Below are 18,878 nucleotides of genomic sequence, written 5' to 3' on the forward strand. Positions count from 1 at the left end.
GGTACGGGCAGGGGCGCTTCGTTTCAGCCGAGGAGGCTCCAGGCGTCCGTGCCGCCGGGAGGGGGCGGCACCCGCCCGCGCGGAGGCCGTCCGGCGCGCGGGAGCAGAAGAAGCCGAGCGGAACGCGGCTCGCATTACTGGCGGCCGCGCGGAACGGCGGCGCGAAAGAGGTTTTCCGGCACACCGATCAGCGGTTCAAGCGCGGTGAGCCTCGGGCTCGTGGAGAAATGGGCGGCCCGCGCGCGAGGTCGTCGAGAACGCGAGGCTTCGCCTTCATCACCCTCGCCCCCGGGAACCGGCCGGCACGCCGGAACCGGTCACTCACCTGGGCCGTACGCCTTTCCAGGAGCGGGAGGACGGCTTCGATACCGAACTCGTCGCACGCCGGAAAAAAATGAGAAAAGCCGAACCGGACCTGTCTGCCGTTCCTAGGGTGTGAGATTCTTCGAACGAGCCACGGGGGTCGCTATTGACCAAGGTAACTTTCTTGGGGACCGGCAATTTCAGTGCCGCCGAACGATACTGGAACGGGTTCGTCCTGGATGACCACGTCCTGGTGGAGCCGTCGCCCACCGTGGTGCCGCACCTGCGGCGGTGCGGGATCGACGCGGCCGGCATCGACGTCGTCGCCATCTCGCACTTCCACGCCGACCACACCTTCGGCTGGCCTTTCCTGCTGCTCGAACTGCTGCACCGGCACGGCCCCGAGCCGGTGCACGTGGTGGGCCCGCCGCGGGTGGGGGATTTCCTGGAGAAGATGATGGACGTGGCCGGGGTCCTGGGCATTCACGAGGAGGCCCATCGCAAGCTCGACCTGCGTTACGTCGAGGTGGACGGCGAATGGCAGGTGGCGGGCCCGCTGCGGTTCCGGGCGGTGGAGGTCGATCACGTCGCGCATCTCGACTGCTACGGGTACGTGTTCGAGCGGGACGGCGGCACGACGGTCGGGTACTCGGGCGACACCCGGCCGGGCGCCGGCCTGGACGCCCTCGCCGCGGCCAGCGACACGCTCATCCTCGAATGCAACGGGCCGCACCACCCCGCGGCCGGGCACATGGACGTCGAGCACGTCGAGGCGCTGCGCGAGCGGTACCCGCGGGTGCCGTTCATCCTGACGCATCTCGGGGCGGGGGTGGAGGCGGGGCACATCGAGGACTGCGTCGTCCCGGAGGATTTCCAGACCGTCGAGACATGAGCGAGACATGAGCGAGACATGAGCAGGCGGGCCGCTCCCCTCCGGGCGGGCCGGCTGACGGGCGAATGCCAGTGAACGGCCAGGAACGGCTGTTAAGGTCGTTCCCGTTCTCCGGACACGTCAAGAATCCTGCAGGGGAGGGTCATGCGGACCACGAGAAAGATCGCTGTCGTCACGTCCGCGCTCGCCGCGACCGCGGTGGCGGCGGCTCCGGCGGCGGCGAGCGCACAGGCGGCGCCCGCCTTCGTGGCCTATCACAACGTGAGCGCCGCCCAGAGTGCCGAGAAGGTACGCCGGCTCAAGGCCCAGGGCTACCGGCCGATCACGGTAAACGTTTCGGACGGGGAGCGGTACGCCGCCGTCTGGGTCAAGGGCGGATCGGCGCAGTGGGGGATCTGGCAGGGCATGTCGACCGCCGGCTACCAGAAGCGCTTTGAAGCGGCCCTGAAGGAGGGCGCGCAGCCGGTGTCCGTCTCCGCGACCGGCCCGGCCGGGTCGGCGGTGTTCACGGCCGTCTTCGAGAAGAAGACCGGGAAGATCTACGCCCGGCACGGGCTGACGGGCGGCCAGTTCGCCGCGGCCAACACCTACGCAGCCGGAATGGGCCTGGCGCTGACCTCCGTGGACGCCTACGGCACGCCGGACGACGTCCGCTACGTGGCCGTGTGGAGCACGAACCCCGGCGGGGCCTGGCACTACACCTACGGCAAGGGCCGCGAGCAGCACGAGGCGGAGTTCTACGCCAGGCAGAAGAAGGGCTTCCGGCCGGTCAAGGTCGCCGTGGCGCCGGACGGGACGTACGCGGCGGTGTGGCGCAAGGACGGGCTCAAGTCCTGGGCCCACTACATCGACATGAGCGCGGCCGGCTACCAGGCCCGGTTCGGCCAGCTCCAGGCCAAGGGGCTGTATCCGGTGCAGGTGAACGCCGAGGACGGCAAGTACGCCGCCGTCTGGGAGTGACCCCGGCCGTCAGCGGGCCCGTACGCGGACGTCGCCCGTGCCGCTGCGGGCGACGATCGTGGCGGCGGCCCTGGGGTCGTCCTTGACGGCCGAGGTGACGGAGCCGTCCTGGCTGCGGGCCGTCACCCGGTACGCGCCCTTCGGCACGGTCGCCGTCACCCGGCCGTCGGTGGACTGGAGGTCCAGGTCGGCCGGGGCGGTGGCGAAGGCGAGGTCGATCGAGCCGTCCTGGGTGCGGCAGCGGACGGCCGCCGACCTCAGGCCGGTGCCGGTGATCGGGCCGTCGCTGCGCAGGCGGAGCCGGCCCGAGGCGCCGGAGACCTCGATGCGCTCCCGCGAGACGGCGTCCACGTCCTGCGCGAGGTCCTTGAGGATCACGCCGTCCGGGGCCTCGACCGACACGTGGACGCCGGGCGGCACCTTGACGTGGTAGCGGGCGCCGCAGTCGCCGAAGACCACGCCGCAGTCCGCGCCGAGCCGCAGGACGCCGTCGTTCAGGGACCAGGTGGCGTTGCCCTCGTCGGCGGCCTTGCCGCGGACCCAGCGCTCGACCTGGACGGCGCCCGCCGTGCCGGGCAGGACGCGGACGCCGCCCAGCGAGGAGACGATCTTCAGGTCGGCGCCCGCCGCGGGGAACGACCGGGTGGCGTGGATCTCCTTGGCGTCCAGGTCCAGGCCGCCGCAACCGGCCGTGGCCAGGGCCAGCGCCACCGCCACCGCGCCTGCCGATAATGCGGCTCTTGCTGTGCTTCGCGTCGTCGTGGTCATGGGGACGATCGTGGCCGAGGGCGGCGGGCCGCCCATCGGCCATCCGACCGACCTCCATCGGCCGTTCGGCCCATCCGCCCGCCCCGCCCACCGGCTGAGCGGAGGGGTCACAAGGCCGACAGGAGGGCCTTGACGTGGGAGAGCGGGTCCGCGAGGTCCAGCGGCCGCAGCACCACGGTGTCGGCTCCCGCCGCCGCCAGCGCCTTGACCTCGGCGGCGGCCTCCTCGGCCGTCCCGGTGGCCATCACCACGTCCTCCGGCGCCACCCCCAGGAACGCCGCCTGTCCCGCGATCAGCTCGCGATCGACCTCGACGGCGCCCGCGCCGAGGTTCACGCCGAGGAAGGTGAACATCACCACCTCGTGCTCGCCCTCGGCCCCGATCAGCCCGCGCATCTCGGCGAGCTGGGCGGGCCCGACCCCCTCGGGCAGGATCGTGCCCTGCGCCACCCGTCCCGACAGCGCCAGCGACCTCGGGCCCTTCACCCCGGCCAGCACCGGCGGGGCGGCGGCGGGCGGGTGCACGAGCGACACCCCGTCCAGCCGGACGGCCCGGCCGTCCAGGGTGACCGTCTCGCCCCGCAGCAGGGCCCGTACGGACGTGATCGTCTCCTCCAGCAGCGCCAGCGGCGAGGCGGGCGCGGCGCCGGCCTGCTCCATCCACTCCCGCACGCCGTGCCCGATCCCGGCCGCCAGCCGCCCGGGGTGCAGGCGGGCCAGGTTGCCCAGCTCCATGGCCAGCAGCATCGGGTTGCGCAGGGGCGCGGGGGCGATGCCGATGCCGACGCGCAGGCGGGTGGTGACGGCGAGCGCGGTGGCGGCCGAGGAGACGCCGCCGGCCCAGCCGAGGTCCTCGACCACCCACAGGTCGTCCACGCCGGACGGCCCGCCCAGATCGTCCAGCGCCTTCGCGAACGGGACGAGCCGCTCGGGCGGCAGGCCACGGTCGAACATCACGCCAAGTCTCACGGCTTCCTCCAGTAGTAGCGGAACACCCGGCCGACCACCGAGTATCCAGCACGCAGGAAGGCGTTGGCGGAGGGGAAGTTGTCCACGTCCGTGGCGGCGGCGATGCGCGGCAGACCGGCTTCGGCGAGCGTGCGGGTGCCCCGGGCCAGCAGGTCGTCCACGTAGCGGCGGCCCCGGTGCTCGGGGACGACGCCGATGTAGGCGATGGAGTAGTCGTCGGGGGCGACCAGGCCCACGGGGATGTCGTCCAGGTAGCCGATGACGAACCAGTTGGGCTTGCCCCTGCGGCCGGTCAGGTCGTCGTACATCCAGCGGGCCTCGGCGGCCGCGCCCGAGCGGGCGACCTCCAGGCGGGTGTCGTAGTCGAGCGAGCCCACGGAGATGCGCACGAGCAGGTCGATCACCTCGGCGGCGGGCAGCCGGCGGGCCGGCCGGTACGTCAGCCGCCCCGGGTCGGGCGGCAGGTCGGTGCCGGCCGTCCATTCGAGCGCCAGCCGCTCGACCGCCATGACGAACCCGGCCAGCGTCAGCGCCTCGTGCTCGACCGCGCGGTCCGGGTCCGGCGTGAGGCCGGGCTGGAGGGCGATGTCGCAGATGATCTTGCTCAGTCCCATCGCGCGCAGGCTGCGGCGCAGCAGGCGGGCGGCGGCCACGGGGTCGGGGCCGGGGTCGAACTGCCAGATGATCGCCGGCGGGGCGCCGGGGAAGGGCGCCCAGTACGCCAGGCGGGCCTGGCCCGCGGCGAAGCACCACTCGGGCCGCGTCCTGCCCTCGTCACGGGCGGCGGCGAGCTGTGACCGTCCGGGTTCGGGGAACTGCTCGAACACCGTGAAAGCCTCCACACCTCCGTAGGGGCTCCTCGCCTGGCCGAGCCGGTGAGGCGCGCCCGCACGAACATGCCATGTTCGTGCAGCGCGCGCCGCAAACGTTTTATGCCGCCTCGGCGTACTTATGTCACGGTGCTGAGCTTAATGTCCCGGTGCCGAGCTCACGCTGCGGCGCCGAGCGCCGATCGGGCATCGTCGATCGACTCGCTGATCTCGAAATGCCGGTCGAGATTAGTGATCGTCAGCAGATGCTTGATCATTCCGGACGCGAGCACCAGGATCAGGCGCCCGCGCATGTGCTGGATCTGGTTGAGCGTGGCGACCAGCACGCCCAGCCCGACGGAGTCGCAGAACGGCACCTCCGTGAGGTCCAGCACGAGGTTAGGGGGATCGGCTTCGGCGATGGCCTGCTCCAGCTCGGCTCTCAGCCGGGGAGCGGCGGCCACGTCGAGGTCGCCGACGATGTGCAGAACAGTGCAGGGGTCCTCCCGCCAATACCTGACCACCATGCGCTCTCACCTGCCCGACATGGAGAAAGATATGCCTATTTCTTACATATGTTCTGCATTGCCGTTTTGGTGGTGGGTGTAACACGAGGTTCGGCAGACGGAACGGAGGGCGACTTCTGCTTCGCGATTTTCGGCTGGTCGCTGCCGATGATCACTTCGACGCCCTTCACGTCCGCCTCCTTCAGCTCGGAGCCGGGGACGGCGGCGGCCACCACGCGCGCCGCGGCCTCCTGCCCCTTCGGATAACGGACGACGGTCTTCTTGTAGTCCTTCTTCGCGGTGTTGCCCGGCTCGTCCGGGACCTTGAAGCCGTACGCGACGAGCCCGCTCTTCGTCCGCGCGCCGAGACCGGTGATGAGCGTGCCGTTCTTGACCGTGAGCGTGATGTCGCCCGGCGCGGGGGCGGAGGACTTGGCCGAGGGCGTGGCGGCGGCCGTGGGCGTGGGCTTGGTGAGATCCTGGTCGGCGTCGATCCTCGAGAACAGGTCCTTGGCCGCCTGCTTGTCCCACAGCACCGCCGACTCGCCCGTGGGGGCGCGGAAGTCGACGTTGGCCAGCGGCACGTCCACGAACTGCACGTCCTGCAGCGAGACGTCGCGCATCTGCGTGGCGAGGTCCACCAGCCCGTCGTCCGGGTCCACCTTGACCGTGCTCAGGGTGGAGTTGACGAAGGAGGCCAGCTTGGCCGGGTTGCTCAGCGTCTCGGCGCTCAGCGCCCGGTTGAGCAGGGCCGAGATGACCTGCTGCTGGCGGTCGATGCGGTCGAGGTCGGAGCGGGCGGTGGCGCGGGTGCGGGCGTACATGAGGGCCTGCACGCCGTCGAGCTGGTGGGTGCCGGCGGGCAGGTTGAGCGCGATCTTCTGGTCGTTGATCGGTACGGGCGTGCAGACGGTGACGCCGCCGAGGGAGTCGACCACGTCGATGAAGCCGAGGATGTTGACCTCGATGTAGCGGTTGATCTGCAGCCCGGTGGCCGCCTCGACGGTCTGCTTGGCCAGCCGCGGGCCGCCGTACTGGTAAGCAGAGTTGATCTTGTGGTCGCCCTTGCCGGGGATCGCCGTCCAGGTGTCGCGCGGCAGGCTCACCACGGTGACCTTGCGGTGGTCCTCCGACAGGTGGATGACCATCATGGTGTCGGTGCGCTGGCCCACCTCGCGGCCCAGCTTGAGGCGGTTCTGCTGCTGGCGGCTGAGGTCGTCGCGTTTGTCCACGCCCACGAGCAGGATGTTCTCGGCGCCGCCGCGCGCCGCCGGGGCGGTCACGCCGGCGTCCACGGTGCCGATCTGGCGCGGGGTCGCCCACACCACGCCCGTGGTGACCAGCACGCACGTGGACAGGAACCCGGCCAGCAGCACGTTGCGCCGGCGCGCCCTGGCGCTGCGTCTGAACGGCCTGCGCGCCCGGCTGGGCGGAAGCCTGACGCCTCCGTAGGCGTCCCCGCCCACGAGCACTCCGGCGTCCTCCTCCACGCCCGGGTCGCGCATCACGTCTCCCTCATGTCACCGTGAGGATCGGGCCTTCGATTGCCCGACTCCCTCGCCGGTACAGTAGCGTGAGCCCCGCCATGAAGCAGTTCCCCGACTCGCCGCACGCGCCCGCGGAGACGCGCGCCTGGCCCCCCATCTCCGTCATCATGCCGGTCCTCAACGAGGAGCGGCACCTCCGTGAGGCCGTGGACATGGTCCTCGCGCAGCACTACCCCGGTGAGATCGAGGTCGTGCTCGCGGTGGGCCCCTCCCACGACCGCACCCAGGAGGTCGCCGACGCCATCGCCGCGTCCGACCGCCGGGTCACCGTGGTGCCCAACCCGACCGGCCGCACCCCCAACGCGCTCAACGCCGCGATCGCCGCCTCCCGCAACGGCATCGTCGCCAGGGTCGACGGGCACGCCATGCTGCCCCCCGACTACCTGCGCATCGCGGTCGAGACCCTCGCCGAGACCGGCGCCGACAACGTCGGCGGGGTCATGGCGGCGGAGGGCGTCAGCCCCTTCGAGCAGGCCGTGGCCTGCGCCATGACCTCCAAGATCGGCGTGGGCGCCGCCGCCTTCCACGTGGGCGGCACGGCGGGCCCCGCCGACACCGTCTACCTCGGCGTCTTCCGCCGTTCGGCGCTCGACCGGGTGGGCGGCTACGACGAGCACTTCCAGCGCGCCCAGGACTGGGAGATGAACCACCGCATCCGCCAGAGCGGCGGCCTGGTGTGGTTCCAGCCGCGCATGCGGGTCTCCTACCGGCCGCGGCCCAACGTCAAGGCCCTCGCCAAGCAGTACTTCCACTACGGCCGCTGGCGGCGGGTGGTCTCGCGCACCCACGAGGGCACGATCAACCTGCGCTACCTCGCCCCGCCCGCCGCGGTGCTGGCCATGATCCTGGGGCTGGTGGTCTCGCCGTTCCTCCCGTGGGGGCTGATCGTCCCCGGCGGGTACGCCGTCGCGATCGTCGCCGGCTCGGCGCTGACCGGCAGCCACCTGCCCCTCCCCGCCCGGCTGCGGCTGCCCCTGGTGTACGCCACCATGCACTGCTCCTGGGGCTGGGGCTTCCTCACCAGCCCGCGCAAACTCGCCCGCCCGCCCAGATCATGACCCGGCGATGACCCGCTCGACGGCCGCGTTGAAGCGGGTCATCGCGTCCGGGTACTCCGGCCCGAGCAGGTGGCTCCTCAGCTTGATCCGCGCCCCGGCCAGGGTGTCCTCCCCGTCCAGGAGCTCCGCGAGGCCGGCCAGGCTCTCGTCCAGCAGCACGCCCGCCTCGGTGCTCGGGTAACGCTCGTGGAAGGCGTGCGGGGGCAGGCCCGCGACGTTCGTCACCGCGTACGGCTTCTCGCTGGCCAGGAAGTCGGTGACCACGCTGGAGATGTCGCTGATCAGCAGGTCGCACTGGTTGAAGCAGGCGTACAGGTGCGGCTCCGGGCCGGTGACGACGAGGTGCCGGACGGGCGTCCCCGCCTCCTGCGGCCGCGACGGGTGCCGCGCCTTCGACCTGGCCAGCTCGACCGCCTCGATCATGGCGACGATCCTGCGGTGCGCCCGCAGGGCGGCCCGGTCGCGGTGCCCGGTCAGCGGGTGCGGCTTGTAGATCACCCGCAGCGGCGGGTCGTGGTCGAGCAGGGCCCGCACGATGCGCGGGCCCATCGTCATCAGCGACGTGTGGAACAGGTCGTCGTTCCAGCCCTCCCAGGTGGGGGCGTACAGCACGGTCCGGTACGGCAGGCCGGGCCCCTCGGTGGAGATGCCCTGCAACTGGGGGCGGCCGACCTCGTGGATGTTCTCGTCCCGGACGCCGACCTTGGCGCGCCGGTAGCGCTCCCTGCCGGCCGGCCCGGCCACCCACACCTCGTCGTAGACCCGGGAGAACGGGTTGAACGAGGCTTCCTTGTCGCTGTCGCCGTGGTTGAGGAAGGCGCTGCGCAGCGTCGGGATGCGCAGCATGTGGACGTTGCGGCCGACGTTGGAGACGTACAGGCAGAGCTTGGCGCTGAACAGGGCGCGGAAGCTCATCAGGTCGGCCGCCGACGGGATGCACACCATCGGCAACGACGACGGCTCCAGGTGCCGGGCCATGCCGCGCTCGCGCAGCACCACGATGGCCCGCCGGTCGATGCGCTCCAGCACCGGCAGCCACATCCGGGCCTGGTAGGCGGCGGCCGTCGCGCCGGAGAAGTACAGGATGACCTCGGGGCGGTAGGCCGCCACCCGCTCGCCGACGACCTCCAGGACGCGGGCGTGGTCGGCGAGCGGGCGGACGCGCCGCACGTACGGCAGGAGCGCCAGCGTCCCGGCCGCGCCCAGCGCGAGCGCCACGGCCGCGCCCCGGCAGGCCACCGCCGCGCCCCACACGGCGCCCAGCACCGGCAGCGCGTCCAGGTAGAGGAAGCGCGTCCCGCGCGGGTCGCGCAGCCAGCCCGGCGCCGGCTTCGGCAGGCGCAGCGCCGACACGTCGAGGTTGCGGGTGGTGACCGGCAGGTGCGCGAGCGTCTGCCTGAGCCGCAGGGCGAGGCCGCTGTGCGCGGCCCGCATCCCGTGGATGCCGAACATCCCCGCCGCCAGCGCCACGAACCATCCCGAATCCGTCCCGCCGGTCCGCGCCACCAGCAGCAGCGCCGCCGTCTCGCGGGCCGCGAAGCGCATCGTGGCCCCGAGGTGCACCCGGGCGAGCACCTCGACCGCGCGCCTGGCCAGGCGGGGGGCGGCGTACTCGGCGGCGTACGAGGCCACTGCCGCCACGCCGAACACCAGCGGCGCCGGCCACAGCGCCGACCCCAGCAGCACGAGGCAGCAGCCCAGCAGCACCGCGATCACGACGAGTCTCCTCATGTGATCGCACGGTAACAAGCGTCAGGTCAAGAGGCATCCACGTGACACCCTTCGTCCCCTGATCACCCTTTTGCTCGGGCTGGCTCTCCGCGGCCAGCTCTCCGCGGCTAGCTCTCCGCGGCCAGCTCGAACAGCAGCTCGGCGATCCGCAGATCGGCCGGATGGGTGACCTTGATGTTGCGCTCGCTGCCCTCCACCAGGTGGACCGGCACCTCCGGCAGGTAACGCAGCACCACCCCGACGTCGTCGGTGGCCGGGCGGCCGGCGAACTCCGGATCGGCCAGCGCCCGCTCGTACGCCTCCCTGATCACCGACAGCTTGAAGCACTGCGGCGTCTGGCTGCGCCGCAGCCGCGCGCGGTCCAGCACCTCGCCGACGACCTCGCCGTCCGGCCCGGGGGCCGCCACGAAGACCGTGTCGGAGCTCGGGATGGCCACGTTGACGGCCTGGTGGACGCGCAGGGCCTTGACGCACTCGGTGATGATCCGCGGCTCCAGGAGCGGCCGTACGGCGTCGTGCAGCAACACGTCGCACTCCTCCTCGCCCAGCGCCTGCAGGGCCCGCCACGTGCTCTCGGTACGGCTCGCGCCCCCCTCCACGATCCTGCCGACCTTGCGGTGGCCGCCCCGCTCCACGATCTCGCGTACCCGGTCGGTGTGACCCGGCGTCATCAGCACCACGATCTCGTCGACCTCCGGCGCCCCCTCGAAGACCGCCAGCGAGTGCTCCAGAATCGTCCTCCCCGCCACCTCGGCCAACTGCTTGGGCAACGCCAGCCCGACCCGCTGCCCCACCCCACCCGCCAGAAGCACACCAACCACCCGTGAACCCATACCGCGAGCGTAGGGCAGCTCCGGCCGAGCTCGGTGCGAGGAGCCGGCCTATGGGGCTTCCGGGCCGAGCGTGCACCGACGTGATGCAACGGACTGGAGAAATGTCCGCTTATAAGGCTGAACTAGCGACCTTGGCGCGGATTGAGGCGACTGTTCGGTAAGCGACATTCCGTACCGGTTTGGTAGCTGAATTGGATCTTGTCGCTTGATCAGGGCGAAGTTACGCTTTGCCCGTTTGGTCAGCTGCTCTGAGCCGCACGAGTCGGAACGCGCCTTGTTTCTGCCGGGTGGGGTGGAGTGACGTCCGGCATCCGCGTGGCGCGGATGTCCTCGTTGTGGTCGGAGTGTGACGGCGTATGCGCCGCTATTCGGCATGGGTTCGTTCGCCTTTGGCGACAATGTCGATCCTGGCCGCGTTGCTCCCGGGATTGCTCGGCCTGGCCGCCGGGCCCGCGCTGGCCGAGCAGCACACCCTTGCGACGCCGGCCGGTGCGGTCACCCTGGGGGACATCCCGCAGCAGCAGACGGGCACCGCGGTCGACCGGCCGACGCTGGTGCCCTCCTCCGCGACCCGCGCTGCCTCGCCGGTGAAGGCGAAGGCGGCCAAGGGCACGTTCAAACTGCCCAAGGGCGCGCTGCTGCCCGACGCGCGCCCGCGCTCGCAGCGGATGCGGCAAGGGCAGCAGGCGGGTGAGCGGCGGCTGCCCTCGGGAGCGGCTCGTGCCGAAGCCCGGGAAGCGGCGGCGCTGAGCGACATCGACGACATGTGGCCGCTGGACGGTGCCCAGGTCGGATCGGTCTCTCCGACGCTGGTGGCGCATGCCACCGGCGATGCTTCGGAGTTGCAGTACGCCTTCACCGTGTGCCAGGAGCCGGCGGGCCAGGATGAGGAGCAGTTGCCGTATGACTTCTGGTGTTACCCGTACGAGGAGAACGGCACCACCATCTGGCCCGTCTACTCCGATGTCCTGCCCGCCGGGGTCAACAGCTGGAAGGTGCCGGCCGGGCAGCTGAAGTGGGGCACGACCTACGCGTGGAAGGTCGTGGTCAGCGATCCGTCCGGCGCCGAGGTCGAGTCGGTGTATCGGACGTTCGTGACCGGCGCGCGCCAGCCGGTCATCGGCTCGCAGCTGGCCAGCCGGGACGCCGCCGGACAGGAGTTTCAGACGCTGTCGGGCAACTACACCAGCACGGTCGAGGACGCCTCGGTGGCGACCGCGGGGCCGGCGCTGTCGGTGGTGCGTTCCTACAACAGCCTGGACGCCCGCCGGGACGGATTGTTCGGGGCGGGCTGGTCCACCCGGTTCGACATGAAGATCGAGGTCGAGCCGAGTACGGCGCTGCTGGTGACCTACCCGGATGGGCGCCGGCGGCGGTTCGCACCCAAGGGCGGCGGCGGTTTCCAGCCGCCGCCGGGCATGCACGCCACGCTGGCGGCGCTCTCCGGCGGCGGCTGGAAGCTGATGGACAAGTCCTCCACCGTCTATCACTTCAACGCCCAGGGCCGGTTGACGAAGATCGTGGACGCCCGTGGCCGGGCCATGGAGCTCACCTACGGCACCGACGGCAAGCTGGCCAAGGCCACCGCGATGGGCGGCCGGTCGCTGACGTTCGGCTGGAGCGGCACTCATGTCACCAGCGTGTCGACCGATCCGGTGGACGGCGCGCCGCGACGGTGGACCTACAGCTATGACGGCGACAAGCTGCTGAGCGCGTGCAACCCGAATCCGGCGCCGAACTGCACCACCTACGGCTACACCACCGGCTCGCTGTATCGCGGGCTGGTGGAGGACGACGAGCCGGTGGGGTATTGGCGGCTGGGCGAGCCCGCCGCCGTGGACGACCCCTCCTCGCCGCCGCCGGACTACTGCACCGTCTATCCGGAGCTGTGCGCGCCGGGGCCGACCACCGAGGCCCGCAGTCTGGGCTGGGGCGCCGGCCTGGCCGGCTATGACAACGTGGATCTGGAGCAGCCGGGCGCGCTGGCGGGGTCGGCGGACACCGCGGCCGGCTTCGACGGCCAGGCGTCCTTGTATCTGCCGGACAAGGCCATCGCCCGGTTGAGCGACCAGCTGTCGCTGGAGCTGTGGTTCAAAACGACGACCTCCGGCATCCTGACCTACGCCAGCGACGATGACGGCGGTGGCACGCAGATGCTGTACGTGGGCACCGACGGCAAACTACGCGGGCAGTTCCGCATCCTCGGCTCCAGCGGTGATGCGGTGATCTCGCCGATCACCTCCTCCACCACGGTCACCAATGGCCAGTGGCATCACGTGGTGCTCTCGGGCTCGGGCACCAGCCAGACCCTGTACCTGGACGGGGCCGCGCTCGGCACCCGCACCGGCGCCATCAGCAACAACTGGCTCGCCGGGGTGACCGTCGGCAACGGCATCACCACCACCGGCTGGCCGGCCAGCAAGCCCCCCGGCTCGATCTGGCCTCCGACCTGGTGGGGGTTCGTCGGTCAGGTCGACGAGGTGGCGTTGTATGACCGGCCGCTGACCGCGGGCGAGGTGGGCGAGCATTTCCAGGCGCGGGTGGCCGCTCCGCACCTGCTGGAGAAGATCACTTTGCCGTCCGGGCGGGTGTGGGCGAACAACACCTACGACCCGGCCAAGGACAGGCTGAAGACCCACACCGACCAGCACGGCGGCACGTGGAAGCTGAGCGAGCCGACGCCGGTCGACGTCACCACCGGCGCGACCAAGGTGACCGTTCTCGACCCCGGCGGCAACGAGATCAGCACCGAACACGACGCCTGGCGCGGCTACCGCACCACCGCCCGCACCGACCAGCTCGGCAAGAAGACCAGCTACGACTACGACGCCGGCGGCTACCCCAACTGGATGCAAGACCCCAACGGGGTCTACACCGAGCGCGTCTTCGACAAACGCGGCAACATGCTGCTCACCGCCCAGTGCGAGGATCCGCTCCCCGGCACCATCGAGTTCTTCTCCTGCCTGTTCCAGTTACCGCCGGAGGCCCTGTTCAACCGGTGGTGGTACAGCTACCACGTCAACAGCGCCAACGAGTTCGACCCGCGCAACGACCGCATCACCAAGGTCCGCGACGGCCGCTCGGCCTCCGAGACCGACAACACCTACGCCGTCGGCTACGAGTACAACGCCTTCGGCGAGCAGACCAAGCAGACCACCCCGGCCACGCTCGACTTCCCCAACGGCCGCTCGGCCACCACCGTCTACACCGACGGCACCGAGCCCGCGACCGGCGGCGGCACCACCCCACCCGGGCTGGTCAAGACCAACACGGACTTCAAGGGCAACGCCACCGCCTACGCCTACACCGCCGCCGGTGACCTGGCCGAGCAGACCGATCCGGCCGGCTTGGTGACCAAGTACGGCTATGACACGCTGGGCCGCCGGACCGGCCAGACGCAGGTGTCGGATGCCGAGCCGAATGGAGTGACGACCTCCTACACCTACGACGCTGTCGGCCGATTGCTGACCGTGACCGCGCCCGGGGTGAAGAACGAGATCACCGACGTCACCCACACCGCCAGGACGACCTACGCCTATGACGCCGACGGCAACCAGCTGTCCGAGACCGTCACCGACCTGACCGGCGGCGACGCCGAGCGCACCACCAGCTACACCTACGACGCCCACGGCCTGCAGGAGACCAGCACCGACGCCGAGGGCGGAGTGGTGCGCACCACCTGGAACACGCTCGGGTTGCAGGCCACCCTGACCGACGAGCTGGGTTCGGTGTTCGGCTACACCTACACCAAGCGCGGCGAACTGGCCACCACCACGCTGAAGAACTGGACCGGCAGCCCGGTCAACCCCCGGCCGGCCAAGGAGATCACTCTTGAGTCGTTCTCCTACGACCCGGCCGGCCGGCTCGCCGCGCGCATCGACGCGATGCAGCGCAAGACCTCCTACACCTACTATGCCGACGACTCGCTGTTCCAAGTCATCGCCGATGACGTTCAGCTGAACAAGATCAACAACAGCCCGCGGGACGTGGTGCTGGAGGAGCACACCTACGACGCGGCAGGCAACCCCGTCAAGCTCGTCACCCCCGGGCCGACCATCGGCAGCACGGTGACCAGTGCATACGTCTACGACGCCGCCGACCGTCTCACCTCCGCCACGTTCGACACCGCCACCCTCAAGCGCAAGGCCACCTACGCGTACGACGCCAACGACCAGGTGACCAAGGAGACCCGGACCGGGGCGGGCAGCAGCCGCACCGAGACCACCAGCTACGAGTACAACCCGGCCGGCATCGTCACCCGCCAGACGACGGAGAACGGCGACGAGGATCTGACCACCACCTGGACGGTCGATGACCGCGGTCTGGTCACCGCGATCACCGATCCGCGCGGCAACGCCGGCGGCGCCACCGCCGCCGACTACACCACCACCCATCGCTACGACACCCTGGGCCGGCTGGTCGAGATGAAGGCGCCCAGCGTGCGGATCGAAAAGGCCGGCACCGCCACCACCGGCCGTCCGGTCAGCCGGATCGGCTACGACACCGCCGGCCGGCAGACCCACGTGGTCGACCCGGAGGGCCGGTCGGCCACCTCCGGCTTCGACCGCAACGGCCGCCGCACCTCGTTGACCGCCATGCCCTACACCCCGCCCGGCGGGACCACGGTCACCCCGAAGGTGAGCTGGGCCTATGACGACGCCGGCCGCCTGATCAAGACCACCGACCCGCGTGGTAACGCCACCAGCATCGAGTACGACGCGCTCGACAACCCGGTCCGGGTCACCGACCCACCCGCCGCGCCCGGCCAGCCCGCCGGTCAGTGGATCTCCGAATACGACCTGCTCGGTGAGGAACTGGCCGGCATCGACCCGACCGGCGCCCGTACCCAGGCCACGTATGACGGTCTCGGCCGGCAGATCACCCAGACCGTCATCGAACGCAAGCCCACCAGCGTCGCCTACGTCACCACCTACGAGTACAACGACGCCGGCTACCTCACCAAGAAGGTCCTGCCGGGCGACAAGACCACCGGCTACGCCCTCAACGCCGACGGGCAGATCAGGACCGAGACCAGCCCGGCCGGCAACACCACCAGCTACGACTACGACCTGGCAGGCCGGCCCCTCAAGGTGACCAACGCGCTCGGCAACGCCCTGACAGGCGCCTACGACCTGGCCGGACGGCTCACCAGCGTCACCAGCCTGGACAAAACCGGTGCCACCGTTCGCGCGGTGGGTCTCGGTTACGACGCGGCGGGCAACGCCGTCCGCTACACCTCCGGTGAAGGCCACGTCACCCGCCGCAGCTACGACGCGACCGGCATGCTGACCGAGCTCGTCGAACCGGTGGCGACCGGCAAGTCCATCACCACCAGCTTCGGTTACGACGCCGCCGGCGCTCGTACCCGCGTCACCGACGGCCGCGGCAACGCCACCTGGACCGGTTACAACAGCCTCGGCCTGATCGAAACCCTCACCGAGCCGGCCACCACCGCGCACCCGGACCTGGCCGACCGTACTTGGACGCACGTCTACGACGCCTCCGGCAACGAGACCGCGCTCGTCCAGCCCGGCGGCGTCCGGCTGGACCGCACCTACGACGCGCTCGACCGGGTCACCGCGATCAGCGGCTCCGGGGCCGGCATCGTCGCCGCCGACAAGACCTACCGCTACGACCTGGCCGACCGCGCCACCACGGTCGGCGATCAGAGCCTGGAGTACAACGACCGCGGCCTGCTCATCAAGCTGTCCTCTCCGTCCGCGCCCGCCAGCACGTTCGCGTACGACGCGGTGGGCAACCCCACGCAGCGCGTGGACGCGACCGGCACCACCACCTACACCTGGGACGCGGCCGACCGGCTCAGGACCCTCACCGACCCGGTCAGCGGCCGCACCAACACCTACGACTACGACAAGGCCGACCGGCTGGCCACCATCACCTCGACCAACCCGGTCAACACCCAGGTCTACACCTACGACGCGCTGGACCGGCCGGCCACCCACACGCTGAAGAACAGCAGCGGCGGCCAACTCGCCAAGATCACTTACGGGTGGGACAAGGACGACAACCTCACCTCCAAGAAGACCGAGGGCCTGGCCGGCGCGGGCGACAACACCTACGGCTACGACCACGCCGGCCGCCTGACCTCCTGGACCGGCCCGGACGGCACCACCACCGCCTACGAGTGGGACGACTCCGGCAACCGCACCAAGGCCGGCAACAAGACCTACGTCTACGACGAACGCAACCGCCTCACCGAAGGCGACGGCAGCACCTACACCTACACCCCGCGCGGCACCCTGGCCTCCCAGACGAAGAACGGCACCACCCGGCACCTGACCTTCGACGCCTTCGACCGCCTGATCAACGACGGCGAGACCGCCTACACCTACGACGCCTTCGACCGCATGGCCACCCGCCAGAAGTCCGGCGGTGCCCAGCAACGCTTCCTGTACGCCGGCCTCGACAACGACATCGTGGCCATCACCGACGCCGCCGGCGCCATTCAGGCCCGCTACGGCCGCGATCCCTACGGCACCCTGGTCAGCACCAAGGAAGGCACCGCCCCCGCCGCCGGCGCGCTCACCGACCTGCACGACGACCTGATCGGCACCTTCTCCGGCACCGCGCTGTCCAGCACCACCGCCTACAACCCGTACGGCGAGATCACCGCCCAGACCGGCACCAAGCCTGCCCTCGGCTACCAGAGCGAGTACACCGACCCGGACACCGGCACCGTCAACATGCACGCCCGCTGGTACCAACCCAGTACCGGCGCCTTCACCAGCCGCGATACCTGGACGCTGACACCGATCCCATCTGTCCAAACCAACCGCTACACCTATGCAAACGGCAGCCCACTCCTAAATACAGACCCTTCAGGCCACTACATTCCCTATGAGCCCCCCGGGGGAACGAAAACCTACCACCCGCCCGCCGCAAAGCCCGCTCCGACAGCGAAGCCAACCACAACCACAAAAAAGCCGACAGCTGGACAACTGTCGCGCCTTATTAAGGCTTTCTCGAGGGGGGGAGTTCTCGTCCTGGCGATCGGGCTTGCGCAAGAGCCGAAGCCGACAAGAGTAAGGAATTTCGATCCAGGCAGGCAGCCGAACACGACTTACAACGGCGCCGCGTACGAAAAATCTGGCCCTCGGCCACCATCGCGCTGCAGGACGCGGTGCAGCCCTACTCCTCCGCCACCGCCGCCCTCTCCTTGCAAGAAGAAGTGCGGAGAGCCCTCCTCTTGCAAGAAGAAGTGCGGCAAAGAGACCAAGCCGCGCGTAGCGGTAGAGGCTACCGTCAAGGGCAGCATCAGCGGGGAAGTCGTCCGTGGATGTAAGCCCGGCCAGCCCTGTGTTTATTACACCGACGCTTCAGATAGCGCCACCTTCTCTCCCGGCGGCGTTCTTGACGATTATGAGCCGGTGAAGGAACCGACCGGGTCCGGAGATGGGCTCACCTTTTGCGATGAGGCTAAGGTGCAAGCCGGTATCTGCGTTGGCGATGCGTTTGCAGCGGATCCGGAGGGGGCTGTTCCCAACCTCTATCTCGACGATCCGCCACCGTCACCGATTGGGATCACGATCAACTCGTGCGACCCTCCCAACAGCTTCGTCTCAGGGACGAAGGTACTCATGGGCGACGGAAGCACGAAGGCCATCGAAGACATCAAGATCGGTGACAAGGTAGTCGCGGCCGACCCGGAGACCAGGCGCACGGAGGCCAGACCTGTCACGGCTTTGATCACCAGCGAGGACGTCAAACGGCTCGTGAAGATCATGGTGGACATTGACGGCGCAGAGGGCAGCGCGATCGATGATATCACCGCAACCCACAACCACCCCTTCTGGTTGCCTGCCCTGCACGAGTGGGTCAATGCCAGCCACCTGCAGCCGGGCATGTGGCTACAGACCTCTGCCGGCACATACATCCAGGTCACGGCTGTCCGATCATGGACCGTCAGCCGGCGCGTTCACAACCTGACCGTTGACGAACTGCACACCTACCATGTGGTAGTCGGGGACCAGGCTGTCCTCGTCCATAATGCGAGGCCGAACCCTTCGGGACATGGACCTAATGGTGAGCCGATATACGACATCCCATGTGGATCAAGCGGAGGCCCTGGTGCTGGTGAGAAAATTCCGGCCTCTATGTTGGCGGATTACGACGTTGGGGTTGGCGCCTCTCTGGGAAGCGTAACGCCGTTATGTGCATACTGTCGGACCAATCCCGCCAACGCTATTGATCACGTTTTCCCGAGAAGTCAGGGTGGGGACTTGACTGATAGCAACACCGTCCCAATCTGCACGCGCTGCAACAGTTCGAAGCGAGATCGGGTTGCACCGAAGACGCCACCGCCGAACTATGCGGGACCGTGGCCACCACCGCACTGGCCCCAATGGATGATCCAGGGCTGGCACAACACGTACTAGAGTTATAGCATCGGTCCTCCGCCAGGACTGGCGGAGGACCGATGCTAGTATTTGTCGCAGATCTCATTTATGGCGGAGGGTGAAAGTTTGTCGGAGTTGAGATTCAT

The 18,878-nt window shown here is 69.7% G+C and carries 11 protein-coding genes; 4 read left to right on the plus strand and 7 right to left on the minus strand.

The features are described 5' to 3' along the window. Window positions 1–487: 487 nt before the first annotated feature. Together AB0H75_RS01590 and AB0H75_RS01595 are read left to right on the plus strand one after the other, a co-directional pair. Complete coding sequence (locus AB0H75_RS01590; protein WP_367788187.1) at window positions 488–1,195, plus strand: MBL fold metallo-hydrolase; 708 nt, start codon at window positions 488–490, stop codon at window positions 1,193–1,195. A 144-nt stretch (window positions 1,196–1,339) separates the two neighbouring features. After that, on the plus strand, window positions 1,340–2,155 hold the full coding sequence (locus AB0H75_RS01595; RefSeq protein WP_367788189.1) for a hypothetical protein: 816 nt from the start codon (window positions 1,340–1,342) through the stop codon (window positions 2,153–2,155). A 9-nt stretch (window positions 2,156–2,164) separates the two neighbouring features. Here AB0H75_RS01595 and AB0H75_RS01600 read toward each other — a convergent pair whose 3' ends face one another. The 5 genes from AB0H75_RS01600 to AB0H75_RS01620 form a co-directional block, all read right to left on the minus strand. Next, the gene (locus AB0H75_RS01600; RefSeq protein ID WP_367788190.1) at window positions 2,165–2,923 is read right to left on the minus strand and encodes a DUF4097 family beta strand repeat-containing protein; all 759 of its coding nucleotides are present in this window, start codon (window positions 2,921–2,923) and stop codon (window positions 2,165–2,167) included. A 107-nt stretch (window positions 2,924–3,030) separates the two neighbouring features. Beyond that, on the minus strand, window positions 3,031–3,891 hold the full coding sequence (locus AB0H75_RS01605; protein WP_367788192.1) for an LLM class flavin-dependent oxidoreductase: 861 nt from the start codon (window positions 3,889–3,891) through the stop codon (window positions 3,031–3,033). Next, on the minus strand, window positions 3,888–4,733 hold the full coding sequence (locus AB0H75_RS01610; protein WP_367788194.1) for a GNAT family N-acetyltransferase: 846 nt from the start codon (window positions 4,731–4,733) through the stop codon (window positions 3,888–3,890). Before AB0H75_RS01610 ends, AB0H75_RS01605 begins: the two co-directional genes overlap by 4 nt. Before the next feature lie 146 nt (window positions 4,734–4,879). Continuing rightward, entirely contained in the window at window positions 4,880–5,227 is a 348-nt protein-coding gene (locus AB0H75_RS01615; protein ID WP_367788196.1) for an STAS domain-containing protein, read from the minus strand. A 35-nt stretch (window positions 5,228–5,262) separates the two neighbouring features. Next, complete coding sequence (locus AB0H75_RS01620) at window positions 5,263–6,711, minus strand: LCP family protein (protein WP_367788198.1); 1,449 nt, start codon at window positions 6,709–6,711, stop codon at window positions 5,263–5,265. 80 nt (window positions 6,712–6,791) lie between these two features. On the opposite strand from AB0H75_RS01620, the gene AB0H75_RS01625 reads away from it, so the two are divergent. Continuing rightward, window positions 6,792–7,811, plus strand: coding sequence for a glycosyltransferase family 2 protein (locus AB0H75_RS01625; RefSeq protein WP_367790460.1), 1,020 nt, complete (start codon window positions 6,792–6,794; stop codon window positions 7,809–7,811). Here the strand turns inward: AB0H75_RS01625 and AB0H75_RS01630 are convergent. After that, window positions 7,806–9,542 (minus strand): CDP-glycerol glycerophosphotransferase family protein, encoded by a 1,737-nt coding sequence (locus tag AB0H75_RS01630; RefSeq protein ID WP_367788200.1) that lies wholly within the window; start codon window positions 9,540–9,542, stop codon window positions 7,806–7,808. The two genes, AB0H75_RS01625 and AB0H75_RS01630, sit on opposite strands and share 6 nt — an antisense overlap. Before the next feature lie 107 nt (window positions 9,543–9,649). Next, the gene (locus tag AB0H75_RS01635) at window positions 9,650–10,363 is read right to left on the minus strand and encodes a 2-C-methyl-D-erythritol 4-phosphate cytidylyltransferase (protein WP_367788202.1); all 714 of its coding nucleotides are present in this window, start codon (window positions 10,361–10,363) and stop codon (window positions 9,650–9,652) included. A gap of 410 nt (window positions 10,364–10,773) precedes the next feature. Here AB0H75_RS01635 and AB0H75_RS01640 point away from each other — a divergent pair, with 410 nt between their 5' ends. Next, on the plus strand, window positions 10,774–18,771 hold the full coding sequence (locus AB0H75_RS01640; protein WP_367788204.1) for an RHS repeat-associated core domain-containing protein: 7,998 nt from the start codon (window positions 10,774–10,776) through the stop codon (window positions 18,769–18,771). Window positions 18,772–18,878: the final 107 nt, after the last annotated feature.

Source organism: Nonomuraea sp. NPDC050783, from assembly GCF_040802095.1.
Classification (GTDB): Bacteria; Actinomycetota; Actinomycetes; order Streptosporangiales; family Streptosporangiaceae; genus Nonomuraea.